This window comes from Saliphagus infecundisoli, from assembly GCF_020177375.1.
Lineage (GTDB): Archaea > Halobacteriota > Halobacteria > Halobacteriales > Natrialbaceae > Saliphagus > Saliphagus infecundisoli.
Genome location: NZ_JAIWHV010000001.1, coordinates 39,413 through 58,291 on the forward strand (window position 1 = coordinate 39,413; position 18,879 = coordinate 58,291).

At 67.6% G+C, this 18,879-nt stretch carries 19 protein-coding genes and 1 tRNA gene; 14 read left to right on the plus strand and 6 right to left on the minus strand.

The genetic code is table 11. From position 1 onward, the window contains the following. The first annotated feature begins 82 nt into the window (after window positions 1-82). Both carA and LCF40_RS00255 read left to right on the plus strand, forming a co-directional pair. Window positions 83-1,162 carry a glutamine-hydrolyzing carbamoyl-phosphate synthase small subunit gene (gene carA, locus LCF40_RS00250; RefSeq protein ID WP_224826941.1) on the plus strand — a complete coding sequence of 360 codons (1,080 nt, stop codon included), beginning with the start codon at window positions 83-85 and terminating at the stop codon, window positions 1,160-1,162. A 67-nt stretch (window positions 1,163-1,229) separates the two neighbouring features. Continuing rightward, entirely contained in the window at window positions 1,230-1,775 is a 546-nt protein-coding gene (locus LCF40_RS00255; RefSeq protein ID WP_224826942.1) for a DUF1129 domain-containing protein, read from the plus strand. A gap of 18 nt (window positions 1,776-1,793) precedes the next feature. On the opposite strand, the gene LCF40_RS00260 is transcribed toward LCF40_RS00255, so the two are convergent. Further along, entirely contained in the window at window positions 1,794-2,537 is a 744-nt protein-coding gene (locus LCF40_RS00260) for an SIMPL domain-containing protein (RefSeq protein WP_224826943.1), read from the minus strand. A gap of 110 nt (window positions 2,538-2,647) precedes the next feature. Between LCF40_RS00260 and LCF40_RS00265 the strand changes: the two genes are divergently transcribed. Then, on the plus strand, window positions 2,648-3,520 hold the full coding sequence (locus LCF40_RS00265) for a universal stress protein (protein ID WP_224826944.1): 873 nt from the start codon (window positions 2,648-2,650) through the stop codon (window positions 3,518-3,520). A gap of 156 nt (window positions 3,521-3,676) precedes the next feature. On the opposite strand, the gene purH is transcribed toward LCF40_RS00265, so the two are convergent. After that, entirely contained in the window at window positions 3,677-5,314 is a 1,638-nt protein-coding gene (gene purH / locus LCF40_RS00270; protein ID WP_224826945.1) for a bifunctional phosphoribosylaminoimidazolecarboxamide formyltransferase/IMP cyclohydrolase, read from the minus strand. Between the two features lie 167 nt (window positions 5,315-5,481). Between purH and purB the strand changes: the two genes are divergently transcribed. Next, the gene (purB, locus tag LCF40_RS00275) at window positions 5,482-6,861 is read left to right on the plus strand and encodes an adenylosuccinate lyase (protein WP_224826946.1); all 1,380 of its coding nucleotides are present in this window, start codon (window positions 5,482-5,484) and stop codon (window positions 6,859-6,861) included. Here the strand turns inward: purB and LCF40_RS00280 are convergent, their stop codons facing one another. Further along, window positions 6,862-7,206 carry a DUF7344 domain-containing protein gene (locus tag LCF40_RS00280; RefSeq protein WP_224826947.1) on the minus strand — a complete coding sequence of 115 codons (345 nt, stop codon included), beginning with the start codon at window positions 7,204-7,206 and terminating at the stop codon, window positions 6,862-6,864. A 110-nt stretch (window positions 7,207-7,316) separates the two neighbouring features. Here LCF40_RS00280 and LCF40_RS00285 point away from each other — a divergent pair, with 110 nt between their 5' ends. The 5 genes from LCF40_RS00285 (at window position 7,317) to LCF40_RS00305 (ending at window position 11,295) form a co-directional block, all read left to right on the plus strand. Further along, a complete protein-coding gene (locus LCF40_RS00285) occupies window positions 7,317-7,661 on the plus strand; it encodes a ferredoxin (RefSeq protein WP_224826948.1) in 345 nt (114 codons plus the stop codon). Window positions 7,662-7,761: 100 nt separating this feature from the next. Then, a tRNA-Leu gene (locus LCF40_RS00290) sits at window positions 7,762-7,846 on the plus strand. Window positions 7,847-7,946: 100 nt separating this feature from the next. Then, window positions 7,947-9,185, plus strand: a complete 1,239-nt coding sequence (locus tag LCF40_RS00295) for a CaiB/BaiF CoA transferase family protein (RefSeq protein ID WP_224826949.1) — start codon at window positions 7,947-7,949, stop codon at window positions 9,183-9,185. 59 nt (window positions 9,186-9,244) lie between these two features. After that, a complete protein-coding gene (locus LCF40_RS00300; protein ID WP_114577045.1) occupies window positions 9,245-9,604 on the plus strand; it encodes a cell division protein SepF in 360 nt (119 codons plus the stop codon). Window positions 9,605-9,813: 209 nt separating this feature from the next. After that, on the plus strand, window positions 9,814-11,295 hold the full coding sequence (locus LCF40_RS00305) for an MATE family efflux transporter (RefSeq protein WP_114577046.1): 1,482 nt from the start codon (window positions 9,814-9,816) through the stop codon (window positions 11,293-11,295). On the opposite strand, the gene LCF40_RS00310 is transcribed toward LCF40_RS00305, so the two are convergent. Continuing rightward, on the minus strand, window positions 11,292-11,543 hold the full coding sequence (locus tag LCF40_RS00310) for a DUF8074 family membrane protein (RefSeq protein ID WP_224826950.1): 252 nt from the start codon (window positions 11,541-11,543) through the stop codon (window positions 11,292-11,294). The two genes, LCF40_RS00305 and LCF40_RS00310, sit on opposite strands and share 4 nt — an antisense overlap. Before the next feature lie 145 nt (window positions 11,544-11,688). Here LCF40_RS00310 and LCF40_RS00315 point away from each other — a divergent pair, with 145 nt between their 5' ends. Further along, window positions 11,689-13,611: an ABC transporter ATP-binding protein gene (locus tag LCF40_RS00315; RefSeq protein ID WP_224826951.1), complete on the plus strand. Its 1,923-nt coding sequence runs from the start codon at window positions 11,689-11,691 to the stop codon at window positions 13,609-13,611. 78 nt (window positions 13,612-13,689) lie between these two features. Here the strand turns inward: LCF40_RS00315 and LCF40_RS00320 are convergent, their stop codons facing one another. Next, window positions 13,690-13,869 (minus strand): hypothetical protein, encoded by a 180-nt coding sequence (locus LCF40_RS00320; RefSeq protein ID WP_224826952.1) that lies wholly within the window; start codon window positions 13,867-13,869, stop codon window positions 13,690-13,692. Between the two features lie 130 nt (window positions 13,870-13,999). On the opposite strand from LCF40_RS00320, the gene LCF40_RS00325 reads away from it, so the two are divergent. The 4 genes from LCF40_RS00325 (at window position 14,000) to LCF40_RS00340 (ending at window position 17,034) form a co-directional block, all read left to right on the plus strand. Further along, a complete protein-coding gene (locus LCF40_RS00325) occupies window positions 14,000-15,133 on the plus strand; it encodes a putative sodium/potassium/calcium exchanger (RefSeq protein WP_224826953.1) in 1,134 nt (377 codons plus the stop codon). Between the two features lie 452 nt (window positions 15,134-15,585). Next, window positions 15,586-16,188: a twin-arginine translocation signal domain-containing protein gene (locus LCF40_RS00330; RefSeq protein WP_224826954.1), complete on the plus strand. Its 603-nt coding sequence runs from the start codon at window positions 15,586-15,588 to the stop codon at window positions 16,186-16,188. Then, the gene (locus LCF40_RS00335) at window positions 16,188-16,508 is read left to right on the plus strand and encodes a hypothetical protein (protein WP_224826955.1); all 321 of its coding nucleotides are present in this window, start codon (window positions 16,188-16,190) and stop codon (window positions 16,506-16,508) included. The genes LCF40_RS00330 and LCF40_RS00335 overlap by 1 nt, the downstream gene beginning before the upstream one ends. A gap of 61 nt (window positions 16,509-16,569) precedes the next feature. Then, a complete protein-coding gene (locus LCF40_RS00340) occupies window positions 16,570-17,034 on the plus strand; it encodes a hypothetical protein (protein ID WP_224826956.1) in 465 nt (154 codons plus the stop codon). Window positions 17,035-17,073: 39 nt separating this feature from the next. Here the strand turns inward: LCF40_RS00340 and LCF40_RS00345 are convergent, their stop codons facing one another. After that, the gene (locus tag LCF40_RS00345) at window positions 17,074-18,759 is read right to left on the minus strand and encodes an acyl-CoA mutase large subunit family protein (protein ID WP_224826957.1); all 1,686 of its coding nucleotides are present in this window, start codon (window positions 18,757-18,759) and stop codon (window positions 17,074-17,076) included. Between the last annotated feature and the right edge of the window lie 120 nt (window positions 18,760-18,879).

An 18,879-nucleotide genomic window follows, 5' to 3' on the forward strand; every position in this document is an offset into this window, starting at 1 on the left:
CGAGGCACACTTGACGATTACGAATTTCGTAACGAACCTTCGAAGACAACGCTTATAGGAATCGACCGGTACGTATCTCGTAATGACAGCGGCCTACGTCGCCCTGGAAGGCGGCCACGTCATCGAGGGACGCGGGCGTGCGCCGGGGACAGCCAACGGCGAGATCGTCTTTACGACCGCCTACACCGGCTACGAGGAGAGCCTCACCGACCCCTCCTACGAGGAGCAGGTGCTTACCTTCTCGTATCCGCTGATCGGCAACTACGGCGTCCGCGAGGAGCGATTCGAGTCCGACCGGATCCACCCCCGCGCGGTCGTCGCCCGCGAACTGACCGAGAGCGTCACCGACTGGCTCGAAAGCGAGGGCGTCCCCGCGATGGACCACCTCGACACCCGAGAGATCGTTACGGACATCCGGGAAGGCGGCGCGATGAAGTGTGGGATCGCCGTCGGCGAGTCGGTTACCGAGGAGGACGCTCTGGCGGAACTCGATGATTGCGTGGCGATGAGCGATCACGCCGAGATCGGCGCCCAGGTCAGCGTCGGCGAGGCCGAGGAGTACGGCCCCGACGACCCCGAGGCCCCCTCGGTCGCGCTGATCGACTGCGGGGTCAAGGGCTCGATAATCTCCTCGCTGGTCGAACGCGGCGCCAGCGTCTCCGTGCTCCCCTACGATGCAACCACGGAGGACGTCCTCGAAACCGATCCGGACCTCCTGTTCATCTCGAACGGTCCCGGCGACCCCGCGAACTACGAGGCCGCCGTGGCGCTCGTCTCCGAGCTCACGGGCGAGGTCCCGATCGCCGGCATCTGCCTCGGCCAGCAGATCGTCGCCCGCGCGTTGGGGGGAACCACCGAGAAGATGGCGTTCGGCCACCGCGGGGTCAACCAGCCGGTCCTCGACCTCGATTCCAAGCGCGTCGTGATGACGACCCAGAACCACGGCTACACCGTCGGCGATCCCGGCGACCGCCTCGCGGTCGCCCAGGTCAACGTCAACGACGACACCCCCGAGGGACTGGTCGGCACGGACGCCGACGTCATCACCCGCCAGTACCACCCGGAGGCCAACCCCGGGCCCCACGACTCGCTTACCTTCTTCGACGACGTCCTCGCGATGACCGACGCACAGTCACAGCCGACCGTTCCCGCCGACGACTGAGCGGCCACCTCTCGGCTCCCGATCCGACTCGGAACGTTGAACGGTCGGGCGAACGGACTTCCGGAGGATGGAGCGTCCGCTTGGCCTCGCGAGTTTCGACCGCCAGCGCCGGTCGGTCCACGCGCTGACAGTCGCCGTCGCGGTCGTCGTCTTCTGGCTCGGCTACTTCGGGAGCGTCGCCGCCGTCTACGGCGACGTCTCCGTTCTCGCGCCCGAAGCGAGCATCCCCGAGCAGCGCGTCGGCGGGATCGTCGGCTCGGTGCTCGTCTGGACGTACTTCGCGCTCGCGTTCGTCCGCGGCTACGGCGGCCCCGTTCTGGACGCCGTCGTCTACCCGTTCGCGATCGTCGCGCTCGCGCCGTTTGCCGGCCGCTGGCTCCTGTTCGGCCCCGATATATCGGGATTGTTCTCCCGGTTCGTCGGCTGGGTCGTCGTCGAGCCGCTTCTCACGACCCTGCTCGCGGTCGTCCCCGGAATCGGGACGTTCATCGCCGTGCTCTCGATCTGGGGGGCCGCGATCGGCGACGCCGACCGCCGTGACTGGGAGCGCCGGCACCTCCCCGCGGAGTTCTACGACGAGTTCGTCGCCCGGGACCGCGACGGCGAGGAGTAGTTGGACCCGAGCGAACTCTCACTCGAGGCGGTAGCCGACGGTCACCGACACGGAGACCGAGACGGGTTCCGTCTCGAGGGCGGTCGGCGCCCGGGCGGCGTCGGTCGCGGCCTCCGGAATGGGATCCTCGACCGGCCGGCCGCCACCGGCAGTCGAGACCCATGCGGTTTCGACGATGTCGGCGCCGCGGTCGGCCGCGATCGCTTCGGCCTCCCGGTCGGCCGAGGCCAGCGCGTCAGCGAGGGCCTCCTCGCGGAGTTCCTCCCGAGTGTCAGGGGCGAGCGCGAACCCGACCCGGCCGACGTCGTCGGCACCGGCCTCGACGGCCCGGTCGATCACCTCTCCGACCCGATCCACGTCCTCGATCTCGACGGCGTAGGAGTGGTACCCCTCGAATCCGGTTCCTTGCCGGCGCTCGCCGATCCGGTAGCCCGCGGTTCGGACGTTCCTCTCGGGCACGAGGTCCGAGAGGGCCGCCCGGAGCTGCTCGCCGTCGGTCGCCAGCTCCGTTCGAACCGCCTCGGCGGTCTCGCCCGCGGCCTCGACGCCCAAGCGCGCGCGAGCCCGATCGGGATCGGCCGACGCCTCGCCGCCGGCGCTCACCTCGACGAGCCGCCCGTTTCCGGTAGGGTCGGGGTCGCCGGCTCCCTCCCCGCTGCCCGGTCGGAACGCGGTGCCCGTACAGCCCGCCGTCGCGGTCGCGACGAGGGTCGCCGTTCCCGCGAGGAATCGCCGTCGGTTCGCCGGGTTGGCTCCCTGCATGGCTCACCCATCCGGGCGCGAGAACATAGCACCGGCCCAAGGTGAAACGCGGGTTTGAGCCAGTCGGAACGGGCCGACAGTTAAGGGCTCTCCACCCTTCGACTCCGCCAATGCCGGGCGATCGCCCCGCAGTTCTCGTGCCGGTCGCCAACCCCGAGACCGCAGAGCGGCTGCTCGACACCGCGATCGATCTCGCCCGGGACCGGGATCTCTCGATCCTCGTTCTGACCGTCGTCGAGGTCCCGATGCAGTTGCCCCTCGAGCGGGCCCGCGAGGCGATGGACGTCGAGAGCGAGGAGGCGGTCGTCACCTCCGCCCGAGGGCTCGCCGCGGAGGCGGGCGTCCCCGCGACCGGCCGGCTCCGCTTCGGCCGGGACGTCGCCGGAGGCGTCGTCTCGGTCGCCGAGCGCGAGGAGGTGGAGGCGATCCTGGTCGGGTGGCGGGGCCGCCCCCGGCGCCGCGAGATCGTCCTAGGGAGCTACATCGACGAGATCCTTTCGGAAGCGCTCTGTGACGTCCTCGTCAAGCGGATCGACCGCGCCAGCGACGCGGTCGAGTCGATTCTCGTCCCCGTCGCCGGCGGTCCCCACACCGAGTATGCCGCCGAGGTTGCGGGCTCGATCGCGCGCGAACACGGCGCCCGGGTCGAACTCGTCACCGTTGTCGGCGACGAGGACGAAGAACGGATGGCCGAAGCCCGGGAACTGTTGACCCAGACCTCGGCCGCGCTGGGTGCTGTCGAGTCCGTCGAGGAGACCGTCCTCGTCGGCGACGTCGTCCCCGAGATCGTCGAGCGAGGCCGCGAGCGCGGCCACGACGTCACCGTACTGGGCGCCACTCGAGGCGGCTTCCTCCGGCGGGTGCTCGTCGGCGACGTCCCCGAGGCGATCGCCCGCGAGAGCGAGGGCGCGGTAATCATGGCCCGGCGGGGCAGGCGCGTGGTAGCGCTGTGGAAACGGCTCCGCAACCGGTTGCCAGTATAGGGACCCGAGTCGGTGTCGGCGGCTAGTCGTGTCTAAACGCCCGCTGGCCCGCAAACGCGATCGCGGCATCCACCTTTTTCCGCTCGGGATCGCTCTCGACGGTCGCTCACCGCTCGCGCAAAAATCTGGACCAAAAACCGCCCACCCTTGGCGGTACTAATCGTGTCTAAACGCCCGCTGGCCCGTAAACGCCATCGCCATCCCGTGGTCGTCGGCGGCCTTGATCACGTCGTCGTCGTTGACCGAGCCGCCGGGCTGGACGACCGCCGCGATGCCCGCCTCGGCGGCCGCCTCGATGCCGTCGGGGAACGGGAAGAAGGCGTCCGAGGCCATCACCGCGCCATCGGCGTCTTTCCCCTCGGCGTGCTCGTCGGCTTTCATCGCCGCAAGCCGGACGGCATCGACCCGGGAGACCTGGCCCATCCCGACGCCGACGGTCTCGGTGCCGTCGGCGAACAGAATGCCGTTGGACTTGACGTGTTTGAGGGTCTGCCAGGCGAAGACCATCGTCTCCAACTCTTCGTCGCTGGGCTCGCGTTCGGTGACGACCTCCAGATCCTCGACTGCGACCGACTGCAGGTCCCGTTCCTGGACGAGTCGCCCGCCGACGAGCGGTTTCTCGGTAAACCGTTCGGTCCGGTCGTTCAGCTCGCCCACGTCGAGCACCCGCAGGTTCTCCTTCTCGAAGAGGGTCTCGAGGGCGTCGTCGGTGTAGCCCGGCGCGACGACGACCTCCTTGAACGAGTCGATCACTCGTTCTGCGGTCGCGGCGTCGCACTCGCGGTTGAGCGCGACGATGCCGCCGAAGGCGCTCATCGGGTCCGTCGCGAGGGCCTTCTCGTAGGCCTCCGCGAGCGTATCGGCGGTCGCACAGCCCGCGGGGTTGGTGTGCTTTATGACGGCGGCGGCGGGCTCCTCGAACTCCGTGATCAGGTTCAGGGCGCCGTCGGCGTCGTTGTAGTTGTTGTAGCTGAGTGCCTTCGCGCCCTCGTTCAACTGCTCGGCGCCGACGACGCTCGCCTCCTCCGTGGTGTAGTCCTCGTACACCGCCGCGTCCTGATGGGGGTTCTCGCCGTAGCGGAGGGTGTCGGCGCGGTCGTCGGAGACGAGTCGGCGTGCCGGAAGCCCGTCGTGATCGGCTCCCTCCGTGCTCGCCACGTCCACCTCGACCGTCACCTCGCCCGTCTCGAGATCCACTTCGACTGCGTCCCCGGCGAACCACTTCACGGCTCGGGGATAGGCCCGGAACTCTCCCTCGTAGAGGACTCGTTCTTTCAGACTCTCTTCGTCGTCGCCGTCGTACACCGGGACCGGTTCCTGGGTGACGATCGGGCCGGCGTCGACCTCGCTCTCGATCACCTCGCCCGCGTCGTCGGTCGCGTCGGTGACGACGTGGACCGTACACCCCGTGACCGAGACGCCCGCCGAAAGCGCGTCGCCCCAGGCGTCGGTGCCGGGGAAGGCGGGCAGCAGCGAGGGATGGACGTTCAGCGTCGTCGGCGCCTCCGAAAGGAAGGTATCGGAGAGGATGCGCATGTAGCCGTCGAGACAGACCAGGTCGAACTCGTGGTCGGCGAGGGCGTCGAGGACGCGCTCCTCGTGTTCGCGGCGCTGTTCTCCCTCCCGCAGGGGAACGGTTTCGGTCGGGATCCCCCGTTCGGCCGCGTCCTCGAGAACGGGCGCGTCCTCGTCGGTCGCGAGGACGACTGCGAGTTCCGCCCCGTCCGGCGCGCGGTCGGCGATGTTCAGCAGGTTACGCCCACGGTTGCCGGCCATCCCGGCGAGTCGCGTCATGTGCCGGTCTCCTCGCGGCAGGCGGAAAGCGGTTGCGGTCGCCGGCGACCGGATATCCACGAATGTGTATTTTATTCGCGCCGAGAGCGGGAACGAGTGGGGAAGTATGCACGCCCGTGGCGGCGGCTTCCGACACGCTTTTTCCGGACCGTGGTGGACTCCCCCACATGGCCGACGCCCTCTACGCCGTCTCGCCGATCGACGGCCGCTACGGCAACCGGACCGCGGCGCTTTCACCGTACGCCAGCGAGGCGGCGCTGATGCGTGCGCGCCTGCGCGTCGAGGTCGAGTACCTGATCGCGCTGGCCGAACTCGACGCCACGGCGCTGGAACTCGATCTGGACGAACGAAACCACCTCCGAAAGCAGTACAACAGCTTCGCCGAGGAGGACGCCGAGCTGATCAAGAAGATCGAGGTCGAGGGCCACGGCCCCTACGAGGCGACCAACCACGACGTCAAGGCCGTGGAGTACTTCCTTCGCTACCACCTCCCCGAGGGAAGCGACGCCTCGCCGTGGATCCACTTCGGGCTCACGAGCGAGGACGTCAACAACCTCGCCCACCGGCTGCTGCTCGCCGACGCGGTCGAGGACGTGCTCCTTCCCGAACTGTTCGACCGCCGGACCACCCTCGCGGGAATGGCCCGCGAGCACCGCGACCTCCCGATGCTCGCCCGGACCCACGGCCAGCCCGCGACGCCGACCACCTTCGGCAAGGAGATGGCGGTCTACGCCGCCCGGCTGGGCCGGGCGACCGGCCGCCTCGAGGCGGCGGGAGGAGACCTCCGGGGAAAGCTCGGCGGCGCAAGCGGCACCTACGGTGCCCACGTCGCCGCCTACCCCGAGGTCGACTGGCCCGCGTTCGCCCGGGAGTTCGTGACCGACCTGGGACTCGAGTTCGAACCGCTCACGACCCAGGTCAACCCCTGTGACGACCTCGCGGTCCTGTTCGACGCGCTCCGCGGGGTCAACGACGTCCTCATCGACCTCGATCGGGACGTCTGGCTCTACGTCTCGGATCGCTACCTCGGACAGGCCACCACGGAGGGCGAGACGGGCTCCTCGACGATGCCCCACAAGGTGAACCCGATCGACTTCGAGAACAGCGAGGGGAACCTCTCGAAGGCCAATTCGGATCTGACTTTCCTCGCCGACTACGTCACGACCTCCCGGCTCCAGCGCGACCTCTCGGACTCGACGGTCAAGCGCAACATCGGAACCGCGCTGGCCCACTGCCTGATCGGCTACGAGAAGACGGGGGCGGGACTCGAGAAGGTGGTGCCCAACGAGGCCGTCATGCGCGAGGAGCTCCGGGGCCATCCCGAAGTGATCGGCGAGGCGATCCAGACGATCCTCCGGCGGGAGGGGTACGACGACGCCTACGAGCGCGTCAAGGCACTCACCCGCGGGGAGACGGTGACCATCGAGGACCTCCGGGCGATCGCCGACGATCCCGACCTCGATTCCGACGTGGGGAGGGAGATCCGTGCGCTCTCGCCGGAGACCTACGTCGGGGTCGCGAGCGATCTGATCGGGGATATGGGGTGACTACGCCCGGCGGTCGCCCGCTCTCGTCCGCGAGAGCAGTTCCTCGACGAGCGGGTCGCCGTCGTAGCGGGCGGTTTCGGATCGCGGGTCGTACTCGATGAGGCGTGCGTCCCGGAGCCGCGGAAGGTCCCCGTGGCGCAGCGCGATGGTCGCGTCCGGGTCGTCCACGCCGCGAGCGACGAGACGGTCCGCGAGTTCCCCGACCGACGCCACCCCCACGTCGGCCAGATGCCGGAGCACGATCCGCCGCCTGTGGGCAGAGAGCACGTCGAACAGGCGGTCGTAGTCGTCCGGTCCTCGCCCGCTTGTTTCACCCCCTGTCGAAGCGAACGTATTGTCAGACATATCCGCACAACCGTACACCGGAGAGGTATAAAATTCTGTGGGTTGGTATCACTCGGCATTCGGGGAGCGAGGATCGCAACGGCGAAAGGTCCTCGCTCCCAAGACGGGCTATGAGCGAGCGAGACGGGGAGATCCGGCGACCGAGCGACGTCGGTTCGGCGGACGGCCCGCCGGTCGAGGAGAAGCCCTACAAGATCATTTTTGAGGCCAACAAGTGCTTCGGCGCGGGCAAGTGCGCCGAGGCGAGCGACAACTGGGAGCTGAGCCTCGACACCGGGCTCGCCTCCCCCCGATCCTACTTCGTGGGCGAGGACGAACTCGCGGAGAACGTCCGCGCGGCGGAGATCTGTCCCGCCAAAAAGGGCGAGGGCTGTATCCACGTCGTCGATCGCCGGACCGACGAGGAGATTGCGCCCGACCCCCACGGCGACGGCCGACTAAGCGTCGATTGGTAGTCCCTTCGGTCCGCTCTCACGCCGTTCGCTCGCGGCAGGTTCCTTGCCCGACACCGAAACGCCCATCCCGGTTCCGCCTCAACCCCCGATTGCAGTTCTCGCGAGGGTAGCCAAGCCAGGCCAACGGCGGTGGGCTTAAGACCCGCTCCCGTAGGGGTCCTTGGGTTCGAATCCCAACCCTCGCATGTCGCGACGACCGCCCGCGAGCCGCGGCTGTGTGACGCGGGGTTTCGGGGGATGGCCCCGGGGACAAACGCTTTCCCCCGGGCCTCGAAAGTGCCGGCGATGGTCGGCGAGACGCGCGACCTCGACGGCGAGGAGGGACCGCTTTCGGGACTGACGGTGCTCGATGCCTCTCAGGTGCTCGTCGGACCGTTCTGTACGATGCAACTCGGGGACCTGGGTGCCGAGGTGATCAAGGTCGAACGGCCCGGCGTCGGCGACCGGACCCGCCGGTGGGTACCCCCGACCTACGGCGACAGCGAGGAGAGCGCCTACTACCTGAGCGTCAACCGGAACAAACGCTCGGTCGAACTCGATCTCTCGACGGACGCCGGTCAGACGGTCTTTCGCGATCTGGCGAGCGAAGCCGACGTCGTCGTCGAGAACTTCCGGGTCGGGAAAACCGCCGACTGGGGTCTCGAGTACGGCGATCTCGCGGGCGAGAACCCGGGACTGATCTACTGTGGGCTGTCGGGGTACGGCGAGTGGGGACCGGACCGCGACGCCCCTGCCTACGATATCGTGATGCAGGCGCGAGGCGGGATGATGAGCATCACCGGCGAGGAGGGCGGCCCGCCGGTCCGCGTCGGGGTCGCCATCGCCGACATCGGCGCGGGAATGTACGCGACCCAGGCGATCCTCGCCGCCCTCCTCGAGCGCGAGCTGGGCGACGGGACGGGCCAGAAAGTCGAGGTGAGCCTGCTGGACTGTCAGGCGGCCTGGATGAGCTACCAGGCCGAGAACTACTTCGCGACCGGCGAGTCGCCCGGCCGGATGGGAAGCAAACATCCCAACATCGCCCCTTATCAGGCGTTCGCCACGGCCGACGGCCACGTCGTCGTCGCCTGTACCGACGACGCCAGCTGGCAGGCGCTCTGTCGGGCCCTCGAGGTCCCGGCGCTCGCGGCCGACGACCGCTTTTCGACAAACGAAAAGCGGGTTCGAAACCGGGAGGCCCTCGATCGGCGACTCGAGGCGGCCTTCGGGGAGTACACCACCGAGGAGGCCGTCGCGCGGCTGACGGCGGCGGACGTGCCCGCGAGCGAGGTCAAGCGGATGGAGGGGGTCTTTGACGACCCCCAGATCGAGGCCCGCGGGATGCGCCAGGAGGTCGCCCATCCGACGGCCGGGACCGTCGAGATGCCCGGCTCGCCGATGTTCCTCTCGCGGACGCCGGCGACGATCCGGCGGCCGCCGCCGCGACTCGGCGAGCACACTGCGGCGGTGCTGGGGGAGTACGGCTACGGCGAGGGAGACCTCGAGCGGTTGCGCGCCGAGGGAGCGATCCCCGACGGCTCTTGAGCCGCGGGGAACCGGCGGTAACGTAAGAACTATACTCGCGGCGGGGAACCCTGTCGGTTATGGGCTTTATGGACTCGATCCTGGGGGGAAACCACCAGTCCCGGCGCAACGCCGACGACTACGTCGAACTCGATCTCGCGCCCGCGGACGTAGAGGAGGCCGCGACGCAGGTACACATCGCCGAGATCGACGGCCAGGCGTCGGCGATCGACATCAAGGACGCGGTGTACGACGGCGACATCGTCATCGCCGACATCTCCCACCTGCGGGCGAGCAACGGACGGATCGAACACGTCATCGACGAACTCCGCCAGGTCACCGAGGAGGTCGGCGGCGACATCGTCCAGAAGGGCGACGACCAGATCATCGTCACCCCCGCGGGCGTCCACATCGGGCGACGGAAGCTCGGCGGCCAGTAGCCGACCCCTCGTTTTCCCTCAGTTCTCGAGCCGTCGAGCCGCCGGCCTGCTACACAGTCCTCGGTCCGACAGATACTTGGCCGACTGACCGGTAAGTCAGCCATGACTGACCGATCGGTCGGCTCCCTGACCGCCGGCGGCCGCCGCCGGGCCGGGAGCCGGGAAACGGACGTCGCGGCCGGGAAATCGGGATCGACGGAGGGGGCCGCGTGAGTCTCCGCGAGCGCCTCGATTCCCTGTTCGTCAGCAGCGAGGACCTCGACCTGACCAGCGGCGAGATCGGCAAACCCCTGCTCTACCTCTCCCTGCCGATCGTCGTCACCAACCTCTTTCAGACCGCCTACAACCTGGTCGATACGTTCTGGCTCGGCCAGTACAGCACGGACGCACTGGCGGCGATCAGCTTCGCGTTCCCGATGGTCTTCCTGTTGATCTCGTTTGCGATCGGGCTTTCGGTCGCCGGTAGCGTCCTCGTCGCCCAGAACGTCGGCGCCGACAAGTTCCGGGAGGCCGAGTACGCCGCCTCCCAGACCGTCGCCTTCTCGGTGCTCATCTCGATCCCCCTCGGCGCGCTCGGCCTGTTCGTCGTCGACGACCTCGTCGCGCTGCTGGGAGCGGACCCCGCCTACGCCCCGCTCGCGGCGAGTTACATGGAGGTCTTTTCCGTGGGGCTGGTGTTCGTCTTCGGGTTCGCGATGTTCATCGCGCTGATGCGGGGCTACGGCGACACGATCACCCCGATGCTCGTCATGTTCGGCTCGGTCGTGCTCAACATCGCGCTCGACCCCTTCCTGATCTTCGGGTTCACCGACAACCCGATCTTCGCGTGGCTCGCTCTGGAGGGCCTCGAAAGCTCCCTCTACGGGGCGACGGGCTTCGCCGGCAGCGGCATCGAGGGCGCCGCGATCGCGACCATCGTCTCGCGGGCGCTCGCCTTCGCCGTCGGCCTCTGGATCATGTTCCGGGGGAATCGGGGCGTCCGCATCCGTCCGAGCCAGATGGTCCCCGACCTCGGCTACGCAAAGAAGCTGTTGGGGATCGGCCTTCCGGCCTCCGTCGAGGGCACCGGCCGTGCGATCTCGATCAACCTCCTGCTCGTGATCGTCGCGACGTTCCCGACGACGGTCGTCGCGGCCTACGGGATCGGCACGCGGATCTTCTCGGTGATGTTCCTGCCCGCGATCGCGTTCTCCCAGGGCGTTGAGACGATGACCGGCCAGAACATCGGCGCGGGCAAGCCCGACCGCGCGGCCCGGACGAACCACTACGGCGCGAAGTTCCTCTTTGCCGTCCTCACCGCCGCCGGCGCCGTCACCTTCCTCGCCGCCCGCCCGATCTCGGCGATCTTCACGACCGATCCCGCGGTGGCCGCCGAAAGCGCTACCTTCCTCCGGGTGGTCGCCTTCAGCTTCGGGTTCATGGGGATCCTCCGGGCGTACACCGGTGGTTTCCGGGGCGCCGGCGAGACGACCGTCGCCGCAGTCATCGCCATCGGCACCCTCGCGATCTTCCGGCTTCCCGTCGCCTTCGGCGGCTCGGTTGCCCTCGGCTCGATCGGGCTCTGGGCCTCCTTTGCGATCTCGAACGTCGCCGGCGCCGCGATCGCCTTCCTCTGGTTTCGGCGGGACACCTGGCGCGGCGAGTCGCTGGCCGACGCCGGCCGCTCCCCACCCGCACCCGGCGACGACTAACTCCTCCTGTCGGCTCCCGGATCGCGCTCGCTGCCCTCCTCTTCGTCGGCCGGCAGGTCGGCGTTCTCTAGCAGTCGCGGGAGGACCGCGATCCGGAAGTAGACGGTCCAGAAGAGCCCGAAGACGACCGCGATCCCGAGCAACACCACCCGATCCTCGATGCCGAACTGGACGGTCATGTAGCCGGCACTCAGGAGGACCGCTACGTTGTACATCAGCATGACCCCATCCGAGAGCGTCGGTCGCATGCTCCCGTATTCGAAGAGGGGGACCTAAAAGGCCGGTCTCGTAGCCGGTGCCGGCTAGCTCTGCCGCGGAATAGGGGGTTATATAGGCCGGAGGATTGAGAACAACCGACCCTAGACGCGCGGTCAGCGGAGGCCCATATCCCTAATGAGTACGGACGCAGACCCCGATTCGACGCTACTGAACGAGCACCGAGAAGACGTCTCCCGGCCGATCGTTCGGCTGTTCACCGAGTACGGACGCGACGACCTCCACTGGTTCGTCGTCGGCGTCCTCGCGAGCACGATGGCCCGGTTTCTCGGGCTTGTCCCGCCGATCATTCTCGGGGCCGCCATCGACGCCATCTTCAATGACTCCGCGGCCTACACGCTCCCGGTCATCCCCAACGCCTGGATCCCGGCGACCGAGACCGGCCAGTTCTGGCTCTCGGCGGCGCTGATGGGCGGGACGATGGCGCTCGCCGCGGTCATGCATTTCTTCCGCCAGTCCACGCTGAACCTGTTCTCTCACCGGGTCAAACACGAGGTCCGGACCTCCTCCTACCAGGCGATGCAGCGCCTGGACATGGACTTCTTCAACGAGATGCAGACGGGCCAGCTCATGAGCATCCTGAACAACGACACGAATCGCCTGGAGCTCTTCCTCGACAACATGACCGACAGCGTCATTCAGCTCGTCGTGCTTGTCATCGGGATCGGTGGCGTTCTGCTCTGGATCAACTGGCAACTCGCGCTCGTCACGCTGTTCGTCATCCCGCTGGCCGCACTCTTCACCTACTGGTTCATGTCGATCGTCGAGGAGATGTACGCCGACATCCGTGAGACCGTCGGCGATCTGAACACCCGCCTCGAGAACAATTTGGGGGGGATCGAGGTCATCAAGAGCGCGACCACCGAGGAGTTCGAGGACGAACGCGTCAGGGACGCCTCCTACGAGTACTTCCGCCGTGACTGGCTGGCGCTGCGGATGAACTTCATCTACCGCCCGGGCCTCCAGATCTTGACCTCGATCGCCTTCGTCGCGACGTTCATCGTCGGGGGCCTCTGGGTCATCTCGGGGCCGCCGGGACCGTTCACCGGCAACCTCTCGATCGGGAACCTCGTCACCTTCCTTTTGCTGACCCAACAGCTCGTCGACCCCCTCGCACAGATGAGCGAGGCCGTCGATCGCTACGAGGACGCCAAGGCCTCCTCGAGCCGGATCTTTGCCCTGATGTCGATCCCGGTCTCGATTCGCTCCGCGGAGGGCGCGACCGACCTCGGCGACGTTCGGGGGCGAGTCGAGTACGACGACGTCGACTTCTCCTACGGCGACGAGGAGCCGGTGCTCCACGACATCGATTTCGAGGTCGAGCCCGGCCAGACGATCGGCCTCGTCGGTCCCACGGGCGCGGGAAAGACGACGATCCTCAAACTCCTGCTTCGGCTCTACGACGTCGACAGCGGGGCGGTTCGGGTCGACGGCCACGACGTCCGGGAGGTCACCGTAGAGAGCCTGCGGGAGTCGATCGGCTACGTCAGCCAGGACCCGTTCCTGTTCGACGGAACGGTCAGAGAGAACATCGTCTACGGCGCCTTTGACGCGACCGACGAGGAGGTCGAACGGGCCACGAAGCGCGCGGAGGCCCACGAGTTCATCGAGCGGATGCCCGAGGGGTACGACACCCGCGTCGGCGAGCGCGGCGTGATGCTCTCGGGGGGCCAGCGCCAGCGGATCTGTATCGCCCGAACCATCCTGAACGATCCCTCGATCCTGATCTTCGACGAGGCGACCAGCGCGGTCGACACCGAGACGGAGATGTTGATCCAGCGGAGCCTGGACGACCTCACCGAGGACCGGACGACGTTCATCATCGCCCACCGCCTCTCGACGGTCCGGAAGGCCGACGAGGTGCTGGTCGTCGAGGACGGCCGGATCGTCGAACGCGGGGATCACGAGGCATTGCTCGAGGAGGACGGCCTCTATGCCAACCTCTGGAGCGTCCAGGCCGGCGAGATGGACGCCCTCGATCCGGAGTTCATCGAGCAGGCCAGCGAGCGGGCGGCGATGGGTGTTCGAGGCGAGGACTGAGACGGTTGCTGTCCGTGCGTGGCTGGGTTTCAGACCGGATGGAGCGGTCTCGGATAAACGTGGGTAGCGTCGAGGCCGTCAGTCCGAGCGTGCGCGATCCGCGTCCTCGGCACCGACGGTGATCTCCTCGTCGGATCGATCGGGACGTCGCTCGATCGCGTGGCCGGAGTCGACGTGATGTTCGATCGCTGCCGATCCGGCGTTTTCGACCGATTCGCCGTCGATTGACCACTCACAGTCGACACATGTGTAGGCCATTTCGCACTACCCGTCGGGGTTTCTCGGCTCTCCGATATAATTCATTCACTTGCAGGCGAGATCCGACGCGCTCTACGGGCGGAGCGGACCGTTTGCAAACAGTTATTGGGTGGCTACGGCATGGACGGGCATGGCGAGCGAGTTACGACGTCGGGACGTCCTCCGGGTTTCGGGGGCCCTCGCGCTCGTGGGGGCGGCAGGCTGTCTCGACGACGTCATGGGGGGGACCTCGGAGGAGAACGGCTCCGACGGGGACGATCCGACGCCCGTGGACGAAAACGACACCGAGACCGCCGAGGGGACGGACGATCCCGACGACGGCGAGGGAACCAATAGAACCGACGGGGCCGGGGGGTCGAACGACTCCGAGGGGAGCGACGACGGTGGCGCCAACGAGACCGGCGATACGGACGAAATCACCGACTCGAACGCGACCGACGAGTCCGTGGATCCAAACGGGACCGGAGGTGATGGCGGCGAGAACGACTCCGGGCAGCGAGACGACGAGGACGCCGAAACCGGCGGATCGAACGAGACTGAGAGCAGTGACGGCGAGGAGGAGGTAGCCGATGCGGAGGGGACCGAAACGGAAGCCGACGACTCGGCCGAGGAGAATGCCAACGATTCGGCCGAGGACGGCGATGGGGGCGAAGAGAGGGGCGAAGGGAACGGGGAGGGAGACGATGGCGGGGACGGCGGCACCGGCGGGGAGAGCCAGTCCACCGAGCCCCCCGAGGGGTTCGTCACCTACACCAACGACGAACTGGGGTATTCGATCGCCCACCCCGAGGGCTGGGAGGTCGAGGAGAGCGGCGAGGAGGTGTACGTCGGCGACCCCGAGAGCCGCCGGGAGCTGGGCGTCCTGACCCTCGACGCGGCGGCGTTCGACTCCAGCGAGGCGCTTTCCGCGGAGTTCCTCTCCAACCTCGAGGCCGACTACGAGGGCGTCGAGGTCCGCGAGGAGGGCGACCGGAGCCTCGCGTCGGGCCAGGACGCCCGCCTGGTCGACGTCGCCTACGGCGATCCCGAGGGCGAGCGCGGCCGCCGGCGCTCGCGGCTGCTGTTCGCGACCGATCCCGAGACGGACGCGGGCTACGTGGCCGAGGTCGCCGCGCCCGCGGAGGCGTTCGACGACGCTCTCGCCGAGCGCGCGGAGACGATGCTCGCGTCGTTCCGGATCGAGAGCGGGGAGAGCACGGAGCGGATCGGCGGCCCGCGGCTCACGCGCCCCCTGGCTCGAGCCGGGACCGGGATCGGCTCGTAACCCACGCGGGAACGGCGCGGTCGGACGAGTGCCTATCGCCGGAATCGCTCGGACCGACCGGCGAAACGGCGTCCGTTCGTCGGCGGCCGACGGTCGTTCGGTGTCGTCTGTCCGGGAGTAATCCGCTTCGTTCCCGCGGAACCGATCACGTTGCCGCTGTTTCGGACCGAAACCAACGGCTTCCACCGGCGAAACGGACCACCCGAGCGTGGACCGAAACGCCGTACGGAGGCGGATCGGGGCGTCCATCGCGCGATCGAGCCGATCGCTACGGCCGGTAGTAACCGATTGATCGGCTCGGGTCCCGAACGGACGAGCTGCTTCGGTCCGCCGCGCGTCCGAAACCGGCTGAAACGATCGTCAATCAGGGACTGGACGGCGCAACGGTGGCTGCCCTTTATTCTGAAATCCGGTCAAGGAGTCGGACGCCCCACCACGGGGCGAGAGAGACAATGAGCGACGAGATATCGACCGACGACTCGAGACGATCGTTTATGAAAAAGGGCGCGCTCGCCGCCGGCGCGCTGGCCATCGGCGCAGGCGCGTCCGCGAACAGTGTCGCCGCCCAGGAAGACGGGAACGCCCTCGTCTTCTCGTACGACTACCACCCGGGACAGAGCTTCGACGTGGTCGCCCAGCTCGAACAGAGCACGACCGTCAACGTCCTCCAGGTCGACGACGAAACGGTCTCGGAGATCTCCCAGCCCGACGACTACACGGGCCACGTCATCCGCTACGACCTCGACGGGTCCGCGGGGATCACCGCGTTCCTGTTCTCCCAGGACGTCAGCCTCAGTGCCGGCGACAGCGGGACACTGGGTGAGGACGCCTCGATGTTCAGCCCCGAACTCAACCTCCTCTCGACCGACCTCGGCGGCGGAGGCGGCGGCAACGGAGGGAACGGAAACGGCAACGGCAATGGAGGCGGAAATGGCGGTGGCAATGGAGGCGGAAACGGCGGTGGCAATGGAGGCGGAAACGGCGGTGGCAATGGAGGCGGAAACGGCGGCGGCAATGGAGGCGGAAACGGCGGCGGCAACGGGGGCGGTAACTGATGGCGCTCCAGGAGGACGGCAACGTCCTCGTCTTCGCCTACGACTACCATCCCGGTCAGAGCTTCGAGGTCGTCGCGGAACTCGAACAGGCCACGACGGTCAGCTCTCTTCAGGACGACGACGAGACGGTCTCGGAGATCTCCCAGCCCGACGACTACTCGGGCTACGTCATCCGCTACGACATCGGCGACGGTGCGGGGATCACCGCGTTCCTGTTCTCCCAGGACGAGAACCTGAGCGCCGACGATACCGGGAGCCTCGGCGAGGACGCCTCGATGTTCAGCCCCACGCTCAACCTCCTCTCGACCCAGCTCGACTGAGGGGTCTCGGTTTCCGTTTTCGTCTCGAACGCCAATGTCGGAACACATCGCCCCTTCGCGCGTGGTTCTTGCCGGCACCGACGTTCCGGAACACGCCAGTGATGGCTGTCGGAACGAGTCGGCCAGTGTCGGCCCGGCCACCGCCACGGACGGCGAGGCTACCGATACCGAGGCGGACTCGGAGCCGTTCGTCCTGGTCGCGATGGACGATTACCGACCCGGACTACGGTTCGAACTGATGGAGCGATTGCCGGCGCCGATCTCGGTGGCGATGCTTACGTCCCCCGTCGGCGAGCAGCCGTCGGTTCTCTCCCGGCCCGACGAGTACGTCGGCTACGTCGGCCGGTCGGTGTTCGACAGCGGACAGGTCAGGGGGTTCACGACCGTGTTCAGCCGGCGCTCTCTGGAGACGGAGGGCAGGTACGCCTTCGGACGCGATGCGGGGGTCTTCAGCGTCGAGCTCCACCTCCTCCGGGCGACGGTTCGTCGGAGCGAGTCCGACGCCGGCGAGTCTCTACCCGTGTGACGTCGCTGATCCCAGGGCCGGCTTCCGCTCCGTGGGCCTTCAGGCGAGCCCGATGCGTTCGGAGTACGCGCCGTGTACGTCCTCGAAGACGCCCATGACTTCGCCCATCGTCGCGTACGCCTTCACCGCCGCGACGATGTACGGCATCGCGTTCTCGCCGCGGTCGATCGCCGCCCGGAGTTCCGCTAACCGCTCGTCGACCGCCCCGTCGTCTCGCTCGTCCTTGACGTTCGCGAGCCGGTTCAGCTGGCGCTCCTGGGTCTCCTCGTCGATCGAGAGGGTGTCGGGGCTCGTGTCCTCGCTGATCGCGTACTCGTTGACGCCAACGACGACCTCCTCGCCGCTCTCGACGCGTTCCTGGTACTCGTAGGAGGCCTCCTGGATCTCCCGGAGGAAGTAGCCCTCCTCGATGCCCGCGAGGATGCCCTCCCGGACCGACCCCTCGCCCATCTCGCGGATCTCCTCGATGTACTCCATCGCTTCTTCCTCGACCTCGTTGGTGAGGGCCTCGACGGCAAAGGAGCCGCCGAGGGGATCGACGATGTCTGCTGCGCCCGACTCCTCGGCGATGATCTGCTGGGTCCGCAGCGCGACCCGGACCGCTTGCTCGGAGGGGAGAGCGAGCGCCTCGTCGAAGCTGTTGGTGTGCAGACTCTGGGTTCCCCCGAGGACGCCCGCCAGCGCCTGGATCGTCACCCGGACGACGTTGTTGAGCGGCTGCTGGGCGGTCAGCGACTGGCCGGCGGTCTGGGTGTGGAACTTCAGGCGTTTCGATTCGGGGGCCTCGGCGCCGTACCAGTCGTCCATCACCCGAGCGTAGATCCGCCGGGCGGCGCGGTACTTCGCGATCTCCTCGAAAAAGGAGTTGTGGCAGTTGAAGAAAAAGGAGAGGCGGGGGGCGAAGTCGTCGACCGCGAGGCCCCGCTGGGTGGCGTCCTCGACGTAGGCGAAGCCGTCGGCGAGCGTGAACGCGAGTTCCTGGACCGCCGTCGAGCCCGCTTCTCGAATGTGGTAGCCCGACACGGAGATGGGGTGGAACTTCGGGGTCTCGCTCGCGCTGAACTCGACGACGTCGGTGACGAGAGAAAGCGAGGGCTCGGGCGGGATTACCCACTCCTTCTGGGCGATGAATTCCTTGAACATGTCGTTCTGGAGGGTCCCCCGAAGCTTTTCGCGGGGAACGTCTCGTTGATCGGCGAGCGCGACGTACATCGCGTAGATCACCGGCGCGGAGGGGTTGATCGTAAACGACGTCGAGACCTCCGCGAGATCGATGCCCGAAAAGAGGATCTCCATGTCCCGGAGGGTATCGACCGCGACGCCCTCCCGGCCGACCTCGCCGTCGCTCATCCGGTCGTCCGAGTCGAGTCCCATCAGGCTCGGCATGTCGAACGCCGTCGAGAGCCCGGTCTGGCCCTCGTCGATCAGGTAGTGAAACCGTTCGTTGGTCTCTTCGGCGGTGCCAAACCCCGCGAACTGGCGCATCGTCCACGTCCGTCCGCGGTACATCGTGGGGTACGGTCCCCGGGTGTAGGGCTCCTCACCGGGAAAGGCCAGGTCCTCGAGGTAATCCATCCCTGCGACGTCCTCGGGGGTGTAGAGCCGGTCGACCTCGTGGTTCGAGACCGTCGCGAACCGGTCGGCCCGTTCGCCTCCCTCGGGGACCTCGCTCTCCCAGTCGGCACGGGCCTCGCGGATGTCGTCGAGATCGTCCTGATCGTACATGAAGTATGTCGTAATATTTGCCGGAGCGTCTGTTAAGGATTCCGGGTGCCGGAAGCTATCAACTCGTTTCCGTTACTGATAGCCACTGACGAAACGTATTTATGAACGGAGCGATTTCTT

Coding starts and splice junctions, on each gene's coding strand:
- carA (WP_224826941.1), top strand. CDS start 83: ATGACAGCGGCCTACGTCGCCCTGGAAGGCGGCCACGTCATCGAGGGA.
- LCF40_RS00255 (WP_224826942.1), top strand. CDS start 1,230: ATGGAGCGTCCGCTTGGCCTCGCGAGTTTCGACCGCCAGCGCCGGTCG.
- LCF40_RS00260 (WP_224826943.1), bottom strand. CDS start 2,537: ATGCAGGGAGCCAACCCGGCGAACCGACGGCGATTCCTCGCGGGAACG.
- LCF40_RS00265 (WP_224826944.1), top strand. CDS start 2,648: ATGCCGGGCGATCGCCCCGCAGTTCTCGTGCCGGTCGCCAACCCCGAG.
- purH (WP_224826945.1), bottom strand. CDS start 5,314: ATGACGCGACTCGCCGGGATGGCCGGCAACCGTGGGCGTAACCTGCTG.
- purB (WP_224826946.1), top strand. CDS start 5,482: ATGGCCGACGCCCTCTACGCCGTCTCGCCGATCGACGGCCGCTACGGC.
- LCF40_RS00280 (WP_224826947.1), bottom strand. CDS start 7,206: ATGTCTGACAATACGTTCGCTTCGACAGGGGGTGAAACAAGCGGGCGA.
- LCF40_RS00285 (WP_224826948.1), top strand. CDS start 7,317: ATGAGCGAGCGAGACGGGGAGATCCGGCGACCGAGCGACGTCGGTTCG.
- LCF40_RS00295 (WP_224826949.1), top strand. CDS start 7,947: ATGGTCGGCGAGACGCGCGACCTCGACGGCGAGGAGGGACCGCTTTCG.
- LCF40_RS00300 (WP_114577045.1), top strand. CDS start 9,245: ATGGGCTTTATGGACTCGATCCTGGGGGGAAACCACCAGTCCCGGCGC.
- LCF40_RS00310 (WP_224826950.1), bottom strand. CDS start 11,543: ATGCGACCGACGCTCTCGGATGGGGTCATGCTGATGTACAACGTAGCG.
- LCF40_RS00315 (WP_224826951.1), top strand. CDS start 11,689: ATGAGTACGGACGCAGACCCCGATTCGACGCTACTGAACGAGCACCGA.
- LCF40_RS00320 (WP_224826952.1), bottom strand. CDS start 13,869: ATGGCCTACACATGTGTCGACTGTGAGTGGTCAATCGACGGCGAATCG.
- LCF40_RS00325 (WP_224826953.1), top strand. CDS start 14,000: ATGGCGAGCGAGTTACGACGTCGGGACGTCCTCCGGGTTTCGGGGGCC.
- LCF40_RS00330 (WP_224826954.1), top strand. CDS start 15,586: ATGAGCGACGAGATATCGACCGACGACTCGAGACGATCGTTTATGAAA.
- LCF40_RS00335 (WP_224826955.1), top strand. CDS start 16,188: ATGGCGCTCCAGGAGGACGGCAACGTCCTCGTCTTCGCCTACGACTAC.
- LCF40_RS00345 (WP_224826957.1), bottom strand. CDS start 18,759: ATGTACGATCAGGACGATCTCGACGACATCCGCGAGGCCCGTGCCGAC.